The sequence below is a fragment of the Iodobacter sp. BJB302 genome (assembly GCF_002735645.1).
In the GTDB taxonomy this organism is placed as follows: Bacteria; Pseudomonadota; Gammaproteobacteria; order Burkholderiales; family Chitinibacteraceae; genus Iodobacter.
The window spans coordinates 24310-45711 of record NZ_PDZG01000014.1 but is presented as its reverse complement, the minus strand read 5'-3'; the positions used below and the strand labels follow the sequence as shown (position 1 = coordinate 45711).

The 21402-nt window shown below is 49.6% G+C and carries 15 protein-coding genes and 1 pseudogene; 10 read left to right on the top strand and 6 right to left on the bottom strand.

The window, feature by feature from the left end:
- Nucleotides 1-271 precede the first annotated feature (271 nt).
- From CSQ88_RS06750 to CSQ88_RS23340, 4 genes and pseudogenes are all read left to right on the top strand, one after another.
- Nucleotides 272-1591 carry a hypothetical protein gene (locus CSQ88_RS06750; RefSeq protein WP_143449440.1) on the top strand — a complete coding sequence of 440 codons (1320 nt, stop codon included), beginning with the start codon at nt 272-274 and terminating at the stop codon, nt 1589-1591.
- Nucleotides 1591-3588, top strand: coding sequence for a hypothetical protein (locus CSQ88_RS06745; RefSeq protein WP_099397338.1), 1998 nt, complete (start codon nt 1591-1593; stop codon nt 3586-3588). Before CSQ88_RS06750 ends, CSQ88_RS06745 begins: the two co-directional genes overlap by 1 nt.
- Complete coding sequence (locus CSQ88_RS06740; protein ID WP_180273562.1) at nt 3585-6257, top strand: DEAD/DEAH box helicase; 2673 nt, start codon at nt 3585-3587, stop codon at nt 6255-6257. The genes CSQ88_RS06745 and CSQ88_RS06740 overlap by 4 nt, the downstream gene beginning before the upstream one ends.
- 184 nt (nt 6258-6441) lie before the next feature.
- Nucleotides 6442-6600, top strand: a pseudogene (locus CSQ88_RS23340) (IS3 family transposase); the annotation flags it as partial.
- Nucleotides 6601-6630: 30 nt separating this feature from the next.
- Here the strand turns inward: CSQ88_RS23340 and CSQ88_RS06735 are convergent.
- Nucleotides 6631-8076 (bottom strand): DNA-3-methyladenine glycosylase 2 family protein, encoded by a 1446-nt coding sequence (locus CSQ88_RS06735; protein ID WP_099397336.1) that lies wholly within the window; start codon nt 8074-8076, stop codon nt 6631-6633.
- Between the two features lie 287 nt (nt 8077-8363).
- On the opposite strand from CSQ88_RS06735, the gene CSQ88_RS06730 reads away from it, so the two are divergent.
- The gene (locus CSQ88_RS06730) at nt 8364-9188 is read left to right on the top strand and encodes an isocitrate lyase/phosphoenolpyruvate mutase family protein (RefSeq protein ID WP_099397335.1); all 825 of its coding nucleotides are present in this window, start codon (nt 8364-8366) and stop codon (nt 9186-9188) included.
- Here CSQ88_RS06730 and CSQ88_RS06725 read toward each other — a convergent pair.
- Nucleotides 9134-9682 carry a ClbS/DfsB family four-helix bundle protein gene (locus tag CSQ88_RS06725; protein ID WP_099397334.1) on the bottom strand — a complete coding sequence of 183 codons (549 nt, stop codon included), beginning with the start codon at nt 9680-9682 and terminating at the stop codon, nt 9134-9136. The two genes, CSQ88_RS06730 and CSQ88_RS06725, sit on opposite strands and share 55 nt — an antisense overlap.
- Nucleotides 9683-9850: 168 nt before the next feature.
- On the opposite strand from CSQ88_RS06725, the gene CSQ88_RS06720 reads away from it, so the two are divergent.
- Nucleotides 9851-10852: a hypothetical protein gene (locus tag CSQ88_RS06720; RefSeq protein WP_218963022.1), complete on the top strand. Its 1002-nt coding sequence runs from the start codon at nt 9851-9853 to the stop codon at nt 10850-10852.
- A 300-nt stretch (nt 10853-11152) separates the two neighbouring features.
- Complete coding sequence (locus tag CSQ88_RS06715) at nt 11153-12250, top strand: site-2 protease family protein (RefSeq protein WP_099397332.1); 1098 nt, start codon at nt 11153-11155, stop codon at nt 12248-12250.
- Nucleotides 12251-12327: 77 nt separating this feature from the next.
- Here CSQ88_RS06715 and CSQ88_RS22730 read toward each other — a convergent pair whose 3' ends face one another.
- Nucleotides 12328-12675, bottom strand: a complete 348-nt coding sequence (locus CSQ88_RS22730) for a hypothetical protein (protein ID WP_143449438.1) — start codon at nt 12673-12675, stop codon at nt 12328-12330.
- A 48-nt stretch (nt 12676-12723) separates the two neighbouring features.
- Nucleotides 12724-13359, bottom strand: coding sequence for an ABC transporter substrate-binding protein (locus CSQ88_RS06710; protein ID WP_180273561.1), 636 nt, complete (start codon nt 13357-13359; stop codon nt 12724-12726).
- Between the two features lie 290 nt (nt 13360-13649).
- Between CSQ88_RS06710 and CSQ88_RS06705 the strand changes: the two genes are divergently transcribed.
- Complete coding sequence (locus CSQ88_RS06705) at nt 13650-15125, top strand: B12-binding domain-containing radical SAM protein (RefSeq protein WP_099397330.1); 1476 nt, start codon at nt 13650-13652, stop codon at nt 15123-15125.
- Nucleotides 15126-15135: 10 nt separating this feature from the next.
- Here CSQ88_RS06705 and CSQ88_RS06700 read toward each other — a convergent pair whose 3' ends face one another.
- Nucleotides 15136-15645, bottom strand: a complete 510-nt coding sequence (locus CSQ88_RS06700; RefSeq protein WP_099397329.1) for a GNAT family N-acetyltransferase — start codon at nt 15643-15645, stop codon at nt 15136-15138.
- 432 nt (nt 15646-16077) lie between these two features.
- Nucleotides 16078-18696 carry an aminopeptidase N gene (pepN, locus tag CSQ88_RS06695; protein WP_099397328.1) on the bottom strand — a complete coding sequence of 873 codons (2619 nt, stop codon included), beginning with the start codon at nt 18694-18696 and terminating at the stop codon, nt 16078-16080.
- A 434-nt stretch (nt 18697-19130) separates the two neighbouring features.
- Between pepN and CSQ88_RS06690 the strand changes: the two genes are divergently transcribed.
- A complete protein-coding gene (locus CSQ88_RS06690) occupies nt 19131-20792 on the top strand; it encodes a nitrite/sulfite reductase (RefSeq protein ID WP_099397327.1) in 1662 nt (553 codons plus the stop codon).
- Entirely contained in the window at nt 20792-21292 is a 501-nt protein-coding gene (locus tag CSQ88_RS06685; RefSeq protein ID WP_099397326.1) for a DUF934 domain-containing protein, read from the top strand. The genes CSQ88_RS06690 and CSQ88_RS06685 overlap by 1 nt, the downstream gene beginning before the upstream one ends.
- Nucleotides 21293-21402: the final 110 nt, after the last annotated feature.

Here is a 21402-nt window from a genome sequence, read left to right as displayed (position 1 = left end):
CCAGCGAGGCCTAAAGATGTTGTTCCGCATAGGCTCGCCAGGGCCGCCATGCTTCGGCTCTGGTGCTGAGTTTGCACAGGCCTTATACATTGGGTGATGGCTTTGATTAGGGCAACATGGCTGGCGGGGAAGGCGTCAGGTTCGCGCAATTGGCGCATTGTGATGTGTGGTCCAGTCGCCGATGCCCGTGATGGCAATTCCGGCTGAGTTTTATTTTCTAACAGCGCTTATTCGATGCATACCTAAAACTAAACAATAATAAAGGATTCAAATGAACGGAATAACGTGGGGATTGCTTGGCCCTGATATGGTTAGTTCTATGAGAAGAGCGAGAACATTAGGATTAGGATTTACCGTCCGGTTTTTTAATGAACAAGCCGTTCCTGGGATTGGTGGGGTCTGGTATGGCAAGCAACTTTGGTATGCCTTATTAGGCGTCGCATTAGCTAACAAATTAAAAATTAATGGTCAAAAAAATACAAATATTCAATGTGCAAATGCAATTGAAGCTTTATCTTGCTGGCTTGCGCTTGATCATAATGGCTGGAAATCCGACCCTCGCTTGCGCGGCGCAAACAAGCTTAAAAACAAGAAAGAATTAACATTTGAAAAAGCATCTAAATCTAGTTTTTACGTAACACAGCCGATGCGCATGGCAACGGTGAAGGCTTTACCTGCACTGGGTTTAGTGCAATCTGATGCCACACGTTTTAACCAGTACCAGCTTAGCGAACAGTGTTTACTTCGATTTGGCTTAGGCACCAATTCAAATGGCATCTATGGTCGCGAACTTTTCGAAAATATCTACCAATGGAGCCAAGGTAAGTGTGACGTTGACAAGGGACGCTATAAAAAATTGCTCTATGCATCCTTATCACCTCTTGAACCAATGGATGAAACATTTCGGAGACTATTGACCGATGTATTGCATTGCGGCAGCAAAACTGAGCCGCATGCCAGCAAGCAACGCCGGCGCAATGCCCTGCAATGGGTTGAAGGGCTGCGTCAGCAACCAGAGCAAGTGCCCAGTTGGGATAGCCGCCCAACGATGCTCGATGCTGAGCATTGGCACGATCTACAAACCGGCGCTGCTTTTTTTGCGCTGCGCGATCAGAGTTTAGAGGTGCTTGATGCACTGGAGTTGCATCTCGGAGCCTTGCAGGATGGCCGATCTTTTGACTTGAGCAAATCGACGTTTCCGAAGCCGGTGCTGTTGGCACTCGCTAAGCTGCGTCAACGGGCTTCTGAGTACTTGGTGTTGGGCCATAGCGAGCCTACTGCCTTCCAATTTAGTCGTGAGTGCCGCGCTGAATCGGATGCGGCAATTGTTCGGCATTTGGTCGAGCGTGACGGGCGTGTGTTGCGCCTGATGGGCTCCGTTGTATTGCCTGGCCCCGCATTTGAGGGTAGCCCTAGTTCTAATCATGCTGAGACTGAAGCTTTGGATGAAGAGGCTGATCAACGGCGCTTGAAATGGCCAACAGGCATGTCGAGTCGCATGAGTAATCTGTTCTATTTGAACGCTGACCTGCATGGCGATCTGGATACATGGCTCAGCGCAGCCCCATTCACGAATAGCGAAGAATCATAATGACCACGCCATCTCTGCTGCATCATTTTGAAGCGCCCGATCACTATTTAGGTAGCTTTGGTTGGTTGTGTGGTTATTCTGCCGATTGCAATTTCCTTGATCAGGCTGCTGAGCGTTTTACCCGGCAAACAACGGCGCAGCGCGCCTATCAGGGGCAGCTTGCGCTGGTAATGATGCTTGACCCCGCGCATGCGGCCATTGCCTTGACGGATGCCCCAGGGGTCGCACATCTGATCTTCAAGTCGGAACAAAAAAAGCCTTTTGCTTTGCTGCATGCCAAAGTGGCTGTGCTGGGCTTTCGCCATGAAAAAGAGCCGCATCGCTGGCTAGTGCGTTTGATCGTATCCACAGGTAATTGGACTGTACAAACAGTTACTGAATCACTCGATCTGGTTTCGTGTATCGAGTGCAGTAGTGAACATGTACAGCAACAGCCAGCTTGGCTTGGACAAAACTGCGCGGACATCAGTGCTGCCTGGCAGATGCTGGAGTGGCTTAGCGGTTATTTTGATACACGAATTCTGCATGCCAAATCCAGTCACCAGTCAGCCTCTTTAACCGCGCAGTCCATGCAGTGGCTAAGCGATTGGTTAAAAGTTGTGGCAGGACACAGCACGGCCAATGCATCTCCGCGTTATTTTGATAACCGCAAGCAGTCTTTGCTGAGGCAACTGGTGCCGTTGATCAAGCAGCATGCCTCCGACGTTAAGCGTAATTATCTCGGCATGGGCTCGGGGTTTTTCGAGGGCGTTAATGGAGAAGGGCAGCTACCCTCGGTGCTGAGTAAAATCACTAAGACGCTGCAAGAAGCGGGTCTATTAACTGCACGTCCTGAAGTTGACGTTTTCGTTAACCCTAGTGCATGCCAAGCCGTTGCTGAGGGATTAAGTGCGATGCAGGCCGCTGGCTACAGCATTCGTGCTGCTGATCAGAATGCTGAGGTGTTTGGGTCGGCGATGCCGCGTTCACTGCATGCGAAGTTTATTTTCTCCGCCAACTACCGAGAGGGCAGCGCACGCTGCAGCAGTACTTGGGTTTACTTAGGCTCAGGCAACTTAACTGGCCCAGGGTTCGACAATCCGATGTCAACCGCTGGTGGCAATCTTGAAGCCGGTATGCTGCTTAGCCCTGAGGAGGTGTATTGGTGCGCTGAGGGGGATGTAAGCGCCGCACGGATTATTACCAATCTACTGCCCGTGCAGTGGGACTCTGCTATTTCAGCGTTTGAGCAATTGTCGGCTGGTGAGCCAATGCCCGAGCATGAGGGCGGCCCGCTTGCCGCGCCGCTGGCGTGGCTTAATTGGCAAGTGACTGAGGAGGGCAGTTCGCTGCGAGCCCCTGAGCAAACTGAAGTGCCAGTAACGCCGCTAGATGCCAACGGTGCCGCGTGCGCCAGCTCGCAACCAGGTGTGTGGCAATGGTTTGGCCAACCACCACGAGAGGTGACTATTCAGTGGTCAATAGCTGGTCAGGCCCATAGCGCTGTATTGCCCGTGTTGGATGAGTTGGGGCGCCTAGCCGCAACGGCTATGCCTGTGTTGGATCTGGATGAGGTCTGGTGGCAACTGGCTAATTTCCCGCAGTCCGCTGTGGATGAAGACAAAACGCTGGATGAGCTTGAAGAGAGTCCAGATAGTACGGGGCTGGCCTGTGCTGCTGCAGTCGTTGATGCTGGCTGCACCGGCTACCCGATCCGCCGGATGATGGTCTTGATTGAGCAGATAGCTGCCAAGCAGGTGGGTCTGCACCCGCTCGACTGGTCGGCCTGGTGCACGCGGCTTGAGCAGTCCTTGCTGCAAGTTGCAAAGGATCCGGTCATTAACGTATTCCGGGCTATGCGCCTAAACCCCCTAAGCTCGTTGCGCGAAGCGGCATTCTTGCCCATTTTTGCCGAGCAGGCGTCGAGTCCTGAGGGCGTGATTTACCGAGCCTTACTTGCCCGTATCGAGGCGTCTTGGGATGTAGCAAGCCTATGCCCGATTGGAGAGCAGCAATGAATCAGCAATTTCAAGGATGGCAGGTTGTTGCAGACAAGTTGCTTGAGCTCGACCAGCAGCAGGGCTTAGGTGCAAACCCTGGCCCCTGGCTGAATCAGGGGCAGTGCGCCAGTGTGCGTGCTTTGGCCAAACGGTTACCTGACAACGGGGTGATCGTGGCGGATGAAGTGGGTATGGGCAAAACCCGCATTGCCGTTGCGGTGATCCGCGCAGTGGTTGCCGCTGGCGGCCGAGTTGCAGTGCTTGTGCCGCCAGTGCTGGGTTATCAATGGCAGGAAGAATTAAGCCGTGGCGAGGTCAAAGCGGCACCGTTACTGCGCAGCCTATGGCAATACATCTCCGTCTGGGACTCTAAAGAGGTTGCAGCTCAGAAACCATGGTTTGCGGAGTCGGTAGTTATGGTCTCCCATGGCTTTTCTAACTGGCGGTTGGGGCAAGATTCAGCCCCGTGGCGTTGGGCATTATTGCCTGAGGTGTATGCCTGTTGGCGCAAGAAAACCCAAGGGCGTTTTCCGCGAGGTTACTTTCAGAATGAGGCTCTTGCTTACCAATCAGTCGAAAATGCGGCTACCAGCATCTGTAATGCCATACCTGAAGACACCCAGCATCCGCTGAATCAGCAAATGGACGCGCTAATAAGCCGTACACCATGGCCGGGCGCCTTGGAAGCAAGCGCATACAAGCGCTATGAACTTCTCCGCCCTTGTCTCGAAGAGGCGGTAGGCCTGGGCTTGGGGCACTTTGATCTGGTCGTGATCGACGAGGCGCACAAGAGCCGTAATGACGACAGCGGCCTATCTGGCTTGCTTGGCCGCTTGATCCAGTCATCGCCAGATGCCCGACGCTTTGCCATGACTGCGACACCCGTTGAGTTGGATGTTAGCCAGTGGCAGCAGATTCTGCGTCGTATTGGGCTCAAGCCAGAGCAATTGCAGGCCGTCGAAAATGCCGTAACAGGCTATGCCCTTGCGGTGCAGCAGGTCCGCGCCAGCCCTAGCGATGCCGCTGTCAGAGCTGCTTATGCCACAGCGGCGGCAAGCTTTCAGGCTGCGTTGTCACCTTTTGTTTTGCGCCGAGATAAGCGCGAAGACCAAGCCGTACAGCAGTTTGTAAAAGCGACCCAACTTTCCCATGACGCCTATCGGCAAGAGCGCGACATTGCTATTGATGTGGTAACGCTTGATCCCGCCTGGCAACAGGCAGTATGCGCGGCCGAAGCCTTGTCAGTGGTGACGGTTGGCCTGCGCGACAGCCAGAATGAACAGCTCAAACGTCTGCGTCTGACCATGGGTAATGGCCATGGACTCGCTGCCGTGATCGATAGCCCTAGCTATGTTGCCGAGCAAGACAGCGAAGCCGGTGAGCTGGCGGAAAATCAACCAGTAGCGGCAGGCAAAGCCTCACTAAGCTCCTCAGAGCTTAAACGCCTGCAGCGCGCACAATGGTGGGGCACGGTCATGCAGCAACCCTTCGTCGATAAAAATGGCGATGAGGTGCTGTTTAACCATCCTGCGACCTTAGCAGCAGTGGCTGTCATTGAAGAGGTCAGTGAGTGCGGTGAAAAGGCCCTGGTTTTTGGTCGTTTTACTCGACCGTTAACCTGTTTGGTGCAACTGCTGAATGCCAGAGCCATGTTGCGCGCTCTTGCTTCAGGCCTGTCCTGGCCTCAAGCCAAGGTGCATGGGGAAGTAGATGGAAGAGCCAATGAAAGCGACTGGCCAGCTGTGCGTGCGGCACATCAGCAATTGCAGTCAAATTTATGTTTAGACGTGCTGGATGCGAGATTGGCCGAGCAATACCGTGAGCTGCAAAAGCGTCGGCAAAGCCAGCGTAATGATCTGCCTAGGTTGCTCGAAGAGGGATTTCGCCAAGGGCAGTTTGAGCCTCGCATGCGCAGTCTCTATGGTGCATTTTGCACCGTGTTGGCCAATGCCAAAGAGGGCGAGGATGACGCTCACGCCCTTGCGCTGGTTAGCCGTGCACTAACCGAGCAATTGGGTGAGTCGGCCGAGATGCAAAGCCCTGAGCATTATGCCAAAGCCTTTGCTGATCTGATGCAGGCATTGTGCGAACGCAATGAAGGCGATGAGAACGGCGATGGCCAACTCGATGAGCAGGAAGCTGAACGCTTATGGCCACATTTACAGCAGCGCCTAAAAGATGAGTACGGCAGCAGTCAGGGCACGTTTGCCCGCTTGATGTACGGCGGCACCAGCCAGCACAGTCGACGCATGATGCAGCTGGCATTTAATCGTCCGCACAGTTCGATTAAGGTGTTGGTGGCGCAATCAATGGTTGGCCGAGAGGGGCTGAATCTGCACGAAGCCTGCAAAACTGTGATTTTGCTTCACCCAGAGTGGAATCCTGGCGTGGTTGAACAACAAATTGGTCGCGTTGATCGGGTTGGTAGTTTTTGGCAAAAAGAGCTTGAGCAAGTGATTAAGCGTGATGGTGAACCTGCCGATATTCCAAGAATCGATATACGGCCAGTCATTTTTCAAGGCACCTACGATGAACATAATTGGCAAGTATTACGCACACGCTGGGCAGACTTACGCGCTCAACTACACGGCATTGTGCTTAATATGAGCAATGAAAAAGATCCAGAAATGCGTGCTTACCTAGATGAAATTGCGGATGCCGCACCAAACTTTTCACCAAGCACATAAAACTGAGCACTAGAGTGGATCCAATAAAACAGACAGTAGTTTAAATATGGTTTCTGCTATGAAAAGATAGGCAGAAATGAGTGAGAAAAACCGTAAAATTTTGACGGGGCTGTTCACTCCGATTGAAATTTTACCCTCCCCGACGATCGAATTTTGACCTAGGGCTGGGCGTTGCTTTTCGATTGTTTCGACCACAGAAGGCTGGCTCTATTTGGCTGGAATCAAGGATGTATTTGGTTGCGAAACCATCGGTTATGCGATGGGTAGTCGAATGACAAAAGAGTGGGTGAGTGCGGCATTGACGTTGGCCTTGGTACAAAAATGCCCCAAAGAAGGTTTAATAAAGTTTATCAAATAAGCGTGTCTACGGATTTCAGGTTACCTCAGTCCAAAGATACTGAGCAGCATAGGCTCGCCAGGGCTGCCATGCTTCGGCTCTGGCGCTGAGCTTGCAAGGCCCTTCTAATTGGGTGATAGCTTTGATCAGGGCAACGTCGCTGGCGGGAAAGGCGTCAGGCTCCCGCAATTGGCGCATGGCAATATATTGGGTGGTCCAGTCGCCAATGCCTGTGATGGCGAGTAGTTTGGTGCAGGTCTCGGCAATATTGCTGCCACTGCTTAATAAATCAGGGTCGGCCTCAAAAGCTGTGGCCAGCGCCGATAGAGTGTTGGCGCGGCTTTGCGGCATGCCGGTGAAATTCGCCTTGCTCAAGATGGCGGGCGAGGGGAAAACATGGCTTAAAGAGGGGTATTGCGCATCACGTGTGCCTAATGGATGGCCATATTGCGCCACTATTTTACCTGCGAGTTTAATGGCGGCGGCGACGGTAATTTGCTGGCCGAGGATGGCACGAATCGCCAGCTCGAAACCATCCCAAGCGCCTGGTACGCGCAGACCAGGCCGTTTGGCGGTGAGCTTTGCCATCAACGGATCGCTGGCTAATTGCTGATTAATCATGTCTGGGTCAGCGGCTAAATCAAACATGGCCCTGAGGCGGGCGATAATTTGTGGCAAGGCGGCGAGGTTGGGGAAACGAATGGTGGCTGTCAGCGCATGACTATTTGCCTGTTGCACCGATACCATGCCCTGCACACCATGGATACTAATGGTTCGCGTGTAAATCCCGTCTTTTACGAGCTCCAGCCCAGTAATGGCGCGGGCCGATAAATAGGCCAGCATGGCTTGCCAATCGTAAGGTGGGTGATAGCGCAGCAGCAGGGTGACGCCGGTCGATGATCCGGCCTGCTTATCACGGCGCAAATCACTGGGTGGGCGCTGGTACAGCTGCTGAAAGACTTCATTAAAGCGGCGCACACTGCCAAAGCCAGCGGCAAAAGCGATATCAGTAATCGGCATGGCTGTTTCGTGGATTAGCTGCTTGGCCAGCAACACCCGTCGCGTTTGTGCCACGCCCTGTGGCGATGCGCCCACATATTGCTCAAACAGGCGCCGCAACTGGCGCTCGCCTACGCCCAATTTATCGGCAAGTGAGGCCAGCGAGCCTTCGTCCAAAGCCCCCATCTCAATCAACCTGAGCGCACGGCTTACCGTGTTGGAAAATCCAGAGTTAGATACGCCACGCCAGGCGCCAGAATGGGGAGCGGCTTCTGGCCGGCAGCGTAAGCAGGGGCGAAAGCCAAGCTCTTGCGCCTCGGCCGCGGTATGAAAAAATAAAATATTCTCTTGCCTCGCCGTGCGGGCAGGGCAGATGGGCCGGCAATAGATACGGGTGGTTTTGACGGCAATAAAAAATCGCCCATCAAAGCGCGCATCGCGGCTGGCCAGTGCCCTATAGCAAATATCGTGATCGAGTTTCATAGGCGAAATCATGACAGGCAAATTTAAAGTGGGCTAGCGGTTTTCGGACGTGGCGGGCATGTAAAACCTAAATCTTAAAACACTGAGGACACAGAGAACACGGAGTTTCACGGAGAAGCCCCATCTGTGTTTTCCTTCGTGGCCTTCTGTGTTCTCCTTTTACTCCGTGGTTCAATATTTGGTTTTGTGTCTGCAGAACTTTTTAGCCACAGCCATGGCCGTGTCCGAAAAGCGCCAGCCTTGCCTTTGCTATCACGGCAAGATGCGATTTTTTCGGGAGACACACTATGCAGCTTGCTCAACAATTTCGCACATTAAACGAACAGGGCCAATTTCTACTCGCTAATGCCTGGGATGCAGGCAGCGCGCGGGTTTTTGCCGCAGCGGGCTTTGCTGCCCTTGGTACAACGAGCGGCGGAATCGCTTACTCGCGCGGGTTTAAAGACGGCGAGCAAATTGATCCACCGCTGATGTTTAGCGAGCTGGCCGCCATCTGCCGCTCGGTAGACGTGCCGGTGACTGCCGATATTGAAGCGGGCTATGGCAGATCCCCGGAGGCGGTGGCAGAAACCATCAAAGCGGTTATTGCGGCGGGGGCGGTGGGCGTAAATTTAGAAGACAGGCAGCATGGCGCAGCGGGGTTATTTGATTTAAGCGCTCAAGCGGCCCGAATAAGTGCAGCCCGCAGCGCGGCAGGAGATTTACTCTGGATTAATGCCCGTACCGACACCTATTTGCTGGGCCTGGGCGAGAATGAGGTAGAGCGTTTAAGTATCACGGCAGGGCGGGCCAATGCTTATTTAGCCGCAGGTGCGGATATGGTGTTTGTGCCAGGCCTCGTTGATTTGCCCACACTGACGCGTCTTTGTACGTTGGTCAACGGCCCTGTCAGCGTGATGGCCATGCCCGGCGCACCATCTGCTGCGGCCCTGTTTGCTACTGGCGTTCGTCGCGTCAGCCTCGGTGTTTGCCCGATGTTGGCGGTAATGGGCGTCTTGCGTGATATTGCCCATGAGGCGCGTGAAGCAGGCACTTGGCAGCTGATGGGTGAGCGCTTTTATGGCTTTGCAGAGGCAGAATCGCTAGGGCGCTCAGCAGCGGGCAGGGCCTGATGTTTTTTCCATCTGCGCAGTTTTGAGCACGCACTTTGCCAGGGGGCAATCGTGTTGACTTGTATCCATTTTACGATCGGCCATTTGTCCCCGGCCCATTTTCTTTGGCCCTGCTCAAACAGCGTGCTTTCTTCATTGTCCAGAATAAATTGCCGGATTTTTCCGGCTAATTCGGCAAATTCTGCATTTAATTGGCTGAATGATGAATTGCAATGATAGGTGTAAAAGCTTCGGGCGAGCAGCCCAAGCTGATTCCATTTAAAACCCGGCGCAGGCATTTGTGCGGGCTTCCCTTGTAACTCGTCTTTATCCCATTGCAACAAAAGCTGCCCCCAGCCTATTTGATAGGCAAGCAAATCGCACGCCGATATTTCACCTTCTATTCCTGGCAATCTTGTATCTTGTGGCGCTATGGTGGCTAGCTCTTTTATGAGCCTGGAATAAGTGCTGTCGAAGTTCAGAAGCAGCTCTGCTTTATTGCATGGTAGTGGCATGTCATAAGCTCTGTTATCTATTGGATGGCATAAATAGATTTTACTTAATATATGTAAATAATCTGGGTATCTGCTCTGGCGTATTCAGGTTAATTTAAGCATCCTCCACCCCCATGCAGAGTTATTATGCTAAGCCGGTTTCTCAGTTTTACGCTGGTTTTATCTGTTATGAGTTCGTCGGCTTTTGCTGCCGCGCCGACTCTGCAGCACTTTATTTACATCAATCACCGCGAGGCCGGTGGTGAAAATATTAAGGCAGATAAAGGTCTGCTTGATCCGCGCTTTAGTGGCGCGCAAATTGTTTATAAATGGCGGGATCTTGAGCCAACTAAAGATCATTATGATTTTAGCGCTATTAAAGCGGATATCGCCTATTTAAATTCGATGAATAAAAAGCTGTGGATTCAGCTGCAGGAAAAGTCTTTTTCACCCCGCCCCAATGTGCCTGACTATCTTTTGCAAGACCCTGTTTATAAGGGCGGAGCGATTAAGCAAAGTATGCTGAGTGCGCCAGAGCGGGACCCTAATAAGCCGGTTACGGATGATGAATATGGCTGGTCGCCTAAAATGTGGGAGCCACCCGTTCGGGAACGTTATCAAAAACTTATCCGGCAATTGGGCCGTGAATTTGATGGCAAGATTGCGGGGATAAATTTTAGCGAAAGCTCGATTGATGTTGGCACTGAAAATGCAGATGGCACGACCACTTTCCCTCAGGATTTCAATCCTAAAGCCTATGTGGATGCGATTGGCGACAATATGCGCATATTGGCGGGGTCGTTTAAAAAATCCACTGCCATGGTTTATTTAAATTTCCTGCCGGATGAATGGCTGCCAGGCGATGATAAGGGTTATATGAGCGGGCTGTTTGCCCTGGCTAAATCGCTGAAAATGGGAATTGGCGGGCCAGATTTAATGCCCTACCGCAAAAGCCATATGGCGCAAACCTATGGGTTTTTTAAAGACTATCCTAATAAACTGGTCAAAGGTATGGCGGTGCAGGATGGTAATCTTCGTCAAATCAACCCTAAAACCGGCAAGAAAAATACGGTGGATGATATTCTGAAATTTGGTCAGAATTACCTGGGTTTGGACTATATATTCTGGGTAGAAGACGAGCCCTATTTTACGAATGAAGTATTAAAACGGCTGCCTGCGGCAAGGCATTAAAACCTGAATAAAACAGGTTTGCAAAGGCCGCAATGGTATTGCGGCCTTTTTGCTGCGGATGATATTTTTTTATGCGTTTTTGCTTACATTGTGGACGCATGCACCGAGACCGGATAAGCGCCTGAACGGGATGAAACTAAACAGATCAGAGTCACGGTCGCGGCCCGGGTCACAAAACCTAGCTAAGATCACTTCGGCCCGGGTGGTTTGTGATTTCCCCTAAATATCTGTAAACCCGTAAAATATACTTATTCGCTCAGTTTTTATGCACTGTTGATTTTTTATTAAATTGGATACGCTGTGGAATTATTAAATATTAATTGCCTCGGAAAATCGCTCAGGCTTGAGGGCACGCCAGCGGGCTGGCAGCAGCTATTTTGGGGCAATACCTTAGTTGCTGAAAAAAATGCCTCGGCTGAGCGCGAAGGCTTAAGTGTTTTGCAATTTGAGCTTTCGGCAGTCAGCCCAGATGGCACTGCGGCAACGACGCGTGTTCATCTTGAAACAGATTTGCAATGGCAGCCTTTTATTCTCAATTATCGCTTATTGATTGATGAAAAAGAGGCGCTTAAAGGCGTGCGTAATACGCAGGATATTGAACGGCAAACGCCGGTCAATCAAAATATAAAGCCAAATAAACTCAGTATTTTGGGCTTGGGCGCGCTGGCGCTGAAACTGCTTAAAAGTGCCAAACTGGTTAAGGTGGCCCTGGCCGGGGCCAGTGTTGCCGCCTATTCATGGTTGTTTTCTTTCCAATTTGCAATTGCGCTGATTGCCTGTTTGGTTTTTCATGAATATGGGCATATTAGGGCGATGAAATACTTTGGTTTAAAAACCAAAGGTATTTATTTAATCCCCTTTATGGGCGGGCTGGCCTTGTCAGATGAGAAAATTAATACCCGCTGGCAGGATGTGGTGATTTCCATTATGGGGCCAAGCTTTGGCTTGTTGTTATCAATTGCCTGCCTGATTATCTATTGGCTGACGGGCTCGATGCTGTTTGCGGGTTTGGCTACCTTTAATGCATTGCTTAATCTGTTTAATCTATTACCTATTCTGCCACTCGATGGCGGGCATATTTTAAAAAGTATTAGCTTTTCAATGAATAGCAAACTAGGGCTCATCGCCTGCGTGGTTGGTGCTGCGCTGGGCGTGTTTATCAGCTATTCACTGGGTCTGGCATTACTTGGGTTTTTATTATTGATTGGCAGTGTAGAAATTATTTTTGAATGGCGCGGCCGTCATCAAAGCCATCTGTTGCCGCTGGATCGCTATGGGCAAATCTTCTCTACGGTTTGGTATTTAATCACCGTTGGCGCATTGATTGGCATCATCTGGTATTTTGCCAGCCATGGCGACGAAATGCTGCGTATGCCTTTGCAGGTTTTAAAAAGTTAAGGTGCTGCATAGTTTATAAATTTAAAAAGCCAGATTGGATGATCTGGCTTTTTTATGGGGTAAAGGTTGATAAATGTTTAAAACAATAGATTTGTTATGCTTTTGTAGTTGCTGAATATGATGGACAGGATTAAATCCAGTGACAATAGTGCAAGTAATAATGAAATAGCCGCTAGTAATAGCATAAGTTTTGCATATGTGTGTTTTTGCTCTTCTGCATTCTTTTTGTGTAGTCTTAGAGAGATGCTTACAGCCAAAAGTAAAGGAGCTAAAAGTATGGCGGAGCACATAGTGGCAGGAAAAAGGCTACCCCAGCCACCCGGCCCTCCACTACCGCTATTGCCAAAAGTATATGCTGTCAGTATTGATAGTGGAACACAAGCAAAGCTGCTGATAAGAAAAAAACGAATTAAATTGCTATGCATTTTGATCGCCTAAGATACACTTTTTATTGCATTTAAAATAGAGAAAGGCTAGTTGCTAAGTGATGGCTTTATTTTCTCTTGATTTATCTCTGTAAGCTGTTTAAGAAGGCCGTTATACCCTTCTGTGCGAATTGTTTTGCCAAACTTATTGCGATATCTCTCTTCAAGCGAATCGTTTCCAGAGATGATATCGGCGATCTGCCAATGATCCCAGCCCCTGAGAAGAAAAAAATCGACACGTTTTGATTTTTTATTAGCTAATTTTACTGATGTGACTACATAGCTAACCGTAAAATCGACATTGCTTTTTTGTGTTTTTAAATTTGTTGCTGAGCAGAATGATTTAATGGCACTTAAATTATCCTGAATGATATATTTTTTAAATTCTGTATTTAGCTGGTTTTTAAAATCATCTGGCAATCCGGAAAGAGACTCTTCTGTTTGCTTAAATCCAATATTGTGCAGTAAATTTTGCGTGCTTAAGAATGTATCGAATTTTGTCAGTAAATAATCTTTAATTGCCCATTCGTTGCAGCTTTTTAGCTGCTCGTTGGCCGATAAATCATGAAGAAACTCTTGATAAATATGCTGGATATGTTTTTCGGGGTTCTCAAAGTCATCAGCAAAAGCCATGTTTGATATGGAAATCAATAAGAGCAAGTTTGCGCAGGTAAAGTGTTTCATAAATCGGGAAAGCGTGTTGTGTGTGTGCATAAGGCTGCTCTGCTTGTATTCACAGGGAGGTTTGAAGGATACAAAATAGTAGAAAGTGTGCTTCGTTGCTTGAAATTTGTCAGTTCAGTGTTTTGCTTACGGCTCTTTTTCTTGATGGCTGCACTGGCTTTTCTGAAGGGGGTGATTTTATACAGGCACAGCAGGCGAGGCATAACCTTGAATGTATTCCCTGTATTTGATCGCCTTCAGTATCCTTTAGACCGTAAAATACCCCCCTTTGCCTCAGCCAGATGTCTGCCATGTCGATTATTCTTTCTACTCTCAATGCCCGCTACACCCATGCTTCCCTTGGGCTGCGCTATTTGCTGGCCAATATGGGCGATTTACAGGGCGAGACGCAGCTGGCGGAGTTTGTGATTGGCACCAAAACCACGGAGATCGTCGAGCGCTTGCTGGCTAAGAAGCCCAATATCATTGGCTTTGGTGTGTATATCTGGAATGTGGAGGAAACCGAGCGGGTGGTGGCGATGCTTAAACGCGTTGCGCCGCAGATCAAGATTATCCTTGGCGGGCCCGAGGTGTCTTATGAAAGCGCCGAGCAAAGTATTGTTAAGCAGGCGGATTATTTAATTACCGGCTGGGGCGAGGTGACACTGCCGCAGCTTTGTAAGCAAATTTTGCAAGGCCCGCAGCCTTTGATGAAAACCCATGTGGGGGTGCAGCCGCCACTCAATGACTTAGTGCTGCCGTATTCCCTCTATACCGATGAAGATATCGCCCACCGCACCCTGTATGTGGAGGCTTCCCGAGGCTGCCCGTTTAAGTGTGAATTCTGTTTGTCGGCGTTGGATAAAACAGCCTGGCCCTTTGATCTGGATGTGTTTCTGGCCGAGATGGAAATGCTGTATCAGCGCGGCGCGCGCTTGTTTAAATTTGTGGACCGCACTTTTAATCTGAATATCAAATCCAGTTTAAAGATTATGCAGTTCTTTCTGGATAAAATTGCCGCCCATCCGGATGACCCGGTGTTCGCGCATTTTGAAGTGGTGCCCGATCATTTGCCCGAGGCCTTAAAGGCGGGCATTAGTCAGTTTCCTGCCGGAGCTTTGCAATTTGAGATTGGCATTCAAAGCTTTAATCCTGAAGTGCAAGCGCTGGTTAGCCGTAAGCAAAATAATGAAAAAGCGGCGGATAATATTTCCTGGCTGATCAATCATTCGCACGCGCATTTACATGTGGATTTAATTGCGGGCTTGCCGGGGGAAGATATGGCGAGCTTTGGCCGTGGCTTTGATCAGCTCTATGCCCTGCGCCCGCATGAAATTCAATTTGGTATTTTAAAACGCCTGCGCGGCACGCCGATTATTCGCCATACCGGGGATTTTGGCATGGTGTATGACAGCTTCCCGCCGTACACCATTCTTGCAAATAATGTGATCGATTTTGCCACTATGCAGCGCCTGGTGCGCTTTTCACGTTATTGGGATTTAGTGGCTAATTCAGGCCGCTTTGCCCATACCCTGCCGGTATTACTTGGCGATTCGCCATTTAATCGCTTTATGGCCTTTAGCGACTGGCTGTATCAAAACACTGATGCCACGCACCGGATTGCATTAGACAGGCTGGCGAAAATGGTGGTGCAGTATTTGGTGCAAGAGCAGGGCCTTACCCAGGATGCCGCGCATAGCCTGATCGCAAGTGATTACGCGGGCAAGCAGGCTAAGGGGAAAACGACTGCGGCACCGCAAAGGCAGGCGGTGCATCTGGCCGCTTAGTCCGCTGTGATCATGCGTTTGATTGTTTTTTTATAGGCAATACTTTACGCAGGTAAAGTTTGCCTTCTAATTCTGGCCCATAAAAATCGGGTACCAGCCCTACGGGCATAAAGCCATTCTTTCCATAAAAAGCGATCACATCATAATCAGCCGGGTAGGTGTGCAAATACAGGCAATAAACAGCATCTAACTGCCCTTGAATATATTGCAGTAATTGCGTGCCATAGCCCTTGTGTTTTAAATCGGCGCGAACACCGATTTGCATGATTTCGGCGCTGTGCCAGTTATTACATACGCCCGGCGGGCGCAGGTCTATTCGCACGGATGCAATACCGGCTGCTGTTTTATCCACTGTATAAATCCCAAAAAAACGGGTTTTACAATAGAGTAACTGATCAGTTTTTTGTTGCAACCAATCATGGTGTTCTGGAATTTTCTCATTGAATAATTCGAACTCTGCATTGCCCAGAATCGCAAAAAATGGCGCAATATCATCTTGATTGAATAGCTCTTTAATCATAAAGTTCCCCGGCGAATGGAGCAGATCAAATCATAAATACAGCCTTCTACTGTAATAATCTGCACAGATTGGCACTTTGCTGTGGATCAATACGATTGCATGTTTCAGTTTATGGGTAATGCCGGGTTTTTATCATTATTTGCCGGTATAAAAATCAGGCTGCCATGATTCTTTTCCCCTCTTTTTAAATGGATTCCTTAGCCGCTGTGCCTTGTATCAAATATGTGCGGATTTGATTTTTTGGGGGCCATTATTTTTGTGCTCAATACTGGGGGACTGTTTTGAATTGATGGGGTTTGCAGAAGTATTATTTAATGCGATGAGGGCATGGGCTTGCCGGGTGTTTAGTTTTGATTTTATTAAGCAAAAAAATACCTCCGTTATTGCCGGAGGTATTTCGTTGTGGCAGGGGCTGTAAAAAACGTCTGCTGATTAGCTTAAAGCTTTGTTCACAATCTCAGCCAGATCACTGGACAGCTCGCTTTGCTGGGCAATGCGTTGCAGCTCGGCTTGCATCATTTGCTTGCGTTGCGGCTCCATTTTTTTCCAGCGGTTAAAGCTGGAAGCCAGGCGGGCAGCGACTTGCGGGTTGATTTTGTCGAGTTCGATAATCCGGTCTGCGGCAAAAGCGTAGCCATAGCCATCTGCAGCATGGAAATGCACTGCATTTTGCAGGCAGAAACCCATGACCAGCGAGCGCACTTTATTCGGGTTTTTAATCGAAAACGCCGGATGATCCATCAGTGCCTGCACACGGCTGAGTGCGCCGGGGCGGCGGCTGGTGGATTGCAGGGCAAACCATTTATCCATTACCAGCGCATCGTCGTGCCATTGCACCGCAAAATCAGCCAGCTGTGCTTCGCCGCCGTCGCGGTTGACCAGTGCTTTAAGCGCGGCAAGGCGATCTGTCATATTGTCGGAAAGACGATATTGTTTAGTAAGCAGCTCGGTGACTAAGGGCTCATCCAGCTCGGCCAGGTAATCCAGGCAGATGTTTTTCAGGCTGCGTTTACCGGCGTTTTCATACTGGTAGGCGCTGCCATCATTGAGCTTATTGTAAGTTGCAATCAGCTCAGCACGTAATTCGCGGGCGATCTGCGCTTTAATACTGCGATGCACCAGGTGCAGGCGGGCCGGGTTGACTTCATCCAGTTGCTCCAGCAGATAGTTTTCGCGTGGCAGCTCCAGCATCAGGGCAATCAGCGAAGGGTCAAGCTTTTCACTTAATACTTTACGCAATGCATTGATAAAGCTTGCAGGGGCCAAAGGCTGCTCTTCATTGCTGGCGTAAAGTGCCAGCAGCAGATTTTTGGCGAAGGTATTGGCCGCTTCCCAGCGATTAAAGGCATCGCTGTCGTTGGCCATCAGAAACACCAGCTCTTCATCGCTGTAAGCGTAGTTGAGCTTCACAGGGGCCGAGAAATCACGCAGCAAGGATGGCGTTGGCGCTTCGTCAATATTGATAAAGCTAAAGCTGTGGCTGGTAGCTGTCAGCTCCAGTACACGGGTTGTGCCCTGTGCAACCGCTTCGCCTGCTAATTGCAGTGGTAAATCTTTGCCATGCTTATCCAAAAGGCCCAGTGCCAGTGGGATATGGAAGGGGCGCTTTTCGGCCTGGCCCGGTGTGGCCGGGCAGCTTTGCTTGATATTCAGGGTGTAAGTTTTTGCATCGGCATCGTATTGGCTGCTGATGGCCAGTTCCGGCGTGCCTGCTTGCTTATACCATTCTTCAAACTGAGTAAGATCTACGCCGTTGGCGTCAGACATTGCTGCGCGGAAATCATCACAGGTCACGGCCTGGCCATCGTGGCGCTTAAAGTAGAGATCCATCCCCTTACGGAAACCTTCACGGCCCAGTAGGGTGGCATACATGCGCACCACTTCCGAGCCTTTCTCGTAAATGGTCATGGTGTAGAAATTATTAATTTCTGAGTAAGCCTCAGGGCGAACCGAGTGCGCTTGCGGGCCTGCATCTTCGGCAAATTGCATTTCGCGCAGGGCTTTCACATTATTAATACGCTCAACCGAGCGGCTGCCGATATCGCTGGAGAATTCCTGATCGCGATATACAGTCAGCCCTTCTTTAAGGCTGAGCTGGAACCAGTCGCGGCAGGTCACACGATTGCCGGTCCAGTTATGAAAGTATTCGTGTGCAACCACGGCATCAATGCCGTCAAAATCGACGTCGGTAGCCGTTTCAGGCTTGGCCAGCACATATTTGGTGTTGAAAATATTCAGGCCTTTGTTTTCCATCGCGCCCATATTGAAGTCGCTGGTGGCAACGATCATATAGGTGTCCAGATCGTATTCCAAGCCAAAGCGCTCTTCATCCCAGCGCATGGCTTTTTTAATGGCGGCCATGGCGTGGTGGCATTTATCCAGATTGCCCGGCTCTACAAAAATCTCCAGCGCCACCTGGCGGCCACTTGGCGTGGTGTGCTGATCGGCCAGCATGACTAATTTACCGGCAACCAGTGCAAACAGATAAGCCGGTTTTTTAAACGGATCAACCCATTTTACCCAGTGGCGGTTTTTATCCATCTGGCCGCTGTCTACGCGATTGCCGTTAGAAAGCAGCACAGGGTAGCGGGTTTTATCGGCAATGATGGTGGTGGTGAACTTAGCCATCACATCAGGACGATCTAAATAATAAGTAATCTTGCGAAAGCCTTCGGCTTCGCACTGGGTAATAAAATTACCGCTAGAAACATACAGCCCGTTTAAGCTGGTGTTGGTGAGCGGGTTGATAATCGTGACGATTTCTAGAATGGCTTCATCGGGCATGGCCTCGATGACTAGGCCTTTGGCCGTAACTGTATAAGCATCGCTCTTCAGTGGCGCGCCGTCTAACTTGATCGATTCAAGTGTCAGCTCTTCGCCTGCCAGCTCCAGCGGTAACAGGGGGGCGGCCTCGGGGTTACGCTTGAGCACCAGGCGGGATTTCACCCGGGTCTGGCTCTCATCCAGCTCAAAAGTAAGATCCACCCGGTCGATCAAAAAGGCTGGCGGGGTGTAATCGAGGCGATTAATTGGGGTGCTTTGGAGTGTCATGCTGTGGATTCAAAGTTCGGTTGAAATGCGAGGATACTCTTCGTGCAAGAGCCGTGTAAATAAAACACCGTTGTGGATATCCCATATGATTGGTCTGCGCCAGAAAAGAGCAAGGTAAATACTTAACTTTCCCCCGTTTTTTTTGTAAACCGCAGGGTTGTTGGCTGTGCTTACTGTGCTTTGTGTCTTAAGTATTTGTCTGGTCCGGGGCTTATCTCTTTGCAAGACCTTAGTTTATATGCCGATTGCAGCCTAACCTTATTCAAAAATAGTCATTTAGTTTGCAAAGTGCCGCTGGTATAGTCCTATGGATAAATTGGCTTTAAGCTAAGCACACTCGGGTAGACAATCTCTGCAGACAGTGAGATTTTCTGCCCTTTTTATTGCAGCTTTAATAGCAGCGAATAGCCCGATCTCTTTTTTGGATGATTCAGATGTATATCTACGACGACTACGACCAACGCATCGTAGACCAGCGTGTGGTTCAGTACCGTGATCAAACTCGCCGCTTTTTGGCTGGCGAGCTGAGTGATGAGGAGTTTCGCCCGCTACGTTTGCAAAACGGCCTGTATATCCAGCGCCATGCCCCTATGCTGCGCGTGGCTATTCCCTATGGCCATTTAAGCAGTACGCAATTGCGTAAACTGGCCGAAATTGCGCGTAAATATGATAAAGATTATGCGCACTTTACCACCCGCCAGAATGTGCAATATAACTGGCCCAAATTAGAAGATGTGCCTGATATTCTGGCTGAATTAGCTACGGTGCAAATGCACGCTATTCAGACATCGGGTAACTGTATTCGTAATACCACCTCGGATCAGTTTGCCGGTGTGGCGCATGATGAAATACTTGATCCGCGCCCATGGTGCGAAATTATTCGTCAGTGGTCTACTTTCCACCCGGAATTTGCTCATTTACCGCGTAAATTTAAAATTGCCGTCAATGGTGCAGTGGAAGATCGCGCGGCAATCTGGGTGCACGATATTGGTTTAAATGTTGTAAAAAATGAAGCAGGCGAAATTGGCTTTAAAGTGATTGTGGGTGGTGGCCTTGGCCGCACGCCGATTATTGGCAGCGTGATTCGTGAGTTTTTGCCCTGTGTTCATTTGCTGACTTATCTGGACGCGGTATTGCGTGTGTATAACCGCTATGGCCGGCGTGATAATAAATATAAGGCGCGAATTAAAATTCTGGTTAAAGCCATGACACCAGAAGCCTTTGCCAGCAAAGTTGAAACAGAATGGGCTTTTGTAAAAGATGGCCCGCAAACTTTAACGGCGGCTGAAATCGACAGAATGAAAGGCTTCTTTACTGTGCCGGATTACACTGCTTTTGCAGGGGACGACACAGGCTTTGTTCAACAGCAATTAGAGAACAAAGCCTTTGCCCGCTGGGCAGAGCGCAATGTGTTTAAGCATAAACAAGCGGGCTATGCCGCTGTAACGCTCAGCCTTAAAAAGCATGGCGTTGCGCCTGGCGATGCATCAGGTGATCAGTTGGCTGCTGTGGCTGATTTGGCCGACGCTTATTCTTTTGGCGAATTACGTGTTTCGCACGAGCAGAATTTAATTCTGGCCGATGTAAAACAAGCTGATTTATTCGAGCTTTGGGAAAAAGCCAAAGCAATTGGTTTTGCAACTCCAAATATCGGCTTAATGACCGATGTGATTTGCTGCCCTGGCGGCGATTTCTGCTCGCTTGCCAATGCCAAATCAATCCCGATTGCCATTGCCATTCAGGAGCGCTTTGATAATTTAGATTATCTGCATGATCTGGGCGAAATTGATTTAAATATGTCGGGCTGTATGAATGCCTGCGGCCATCACCATGTGGGCAATATCGGTATTTTAGGCGTCGATAAAAATGGCTCCGAATGGTATCAGGTGTCTTTAGGCGGGCGTCAGGGTAATGGCGCGGCATTGGCTAAAGTGGTCGGGCCTTCTTTTGCTCAGGAACAAATGCCGGAGGTGATCGAAAAAATCATCGCAGTATTTGTTGAAAATCGCTCAGGCGAAGAGCGCTTTATTGATGTATTTGACCGCATCGGTATGCAGCCCTTTAAGACCCGTGTTTATGCAAAGGAGATTGCATAATGACGCGCATGATTAAAGACGCTGAAATTATTAGCTGTGATGCGCAGCTTTTGCGCCTTGCGGAAGACGGCAGCTTTGCTGAGCTGCCAGCCAGTGGGCTGGTGATTGTGCCGCTGGCTCAGTATTTGGCGCAGAAATCAGCACTGACGAGTCGTGGTGATTTTGGGGTATGGTTTGCACCCGATGATGAGCCGGAAAGCCTAGGGACCGATGCTGCCAGCCTTGCGCTGATTGCTGTGGAGTTTCCTGCTTTTACCGATGGGCGCGGTTTTTCTATTGGCCGTTTATTGCGGGAGCGTTTTGGCTTTGTGGGTGAATTGCGCGCCTTTGGTGATGTATTTAAAGACACAATGGGTTATTTAAAGCGCTGTGGTTTTAATGCTTTTGTGGTGAATAGTGATAAAAACTTGGAAGATGCCCTCTTGGGTTTAAATGATTTTCCAGAGGCCTATCAAACAGGTCTTGATCAGCAGCAGCCATTATTCAGACGCCGCACTTAAATCTCACTGATATCTGTTTTTAAAACCCCTTTTTGATAAAGGGGTTTTTTTACGCCAAAAATAGGGCTGGGGAACTACTTTTTATGAATAGCGTCCAATCGTTATTATTC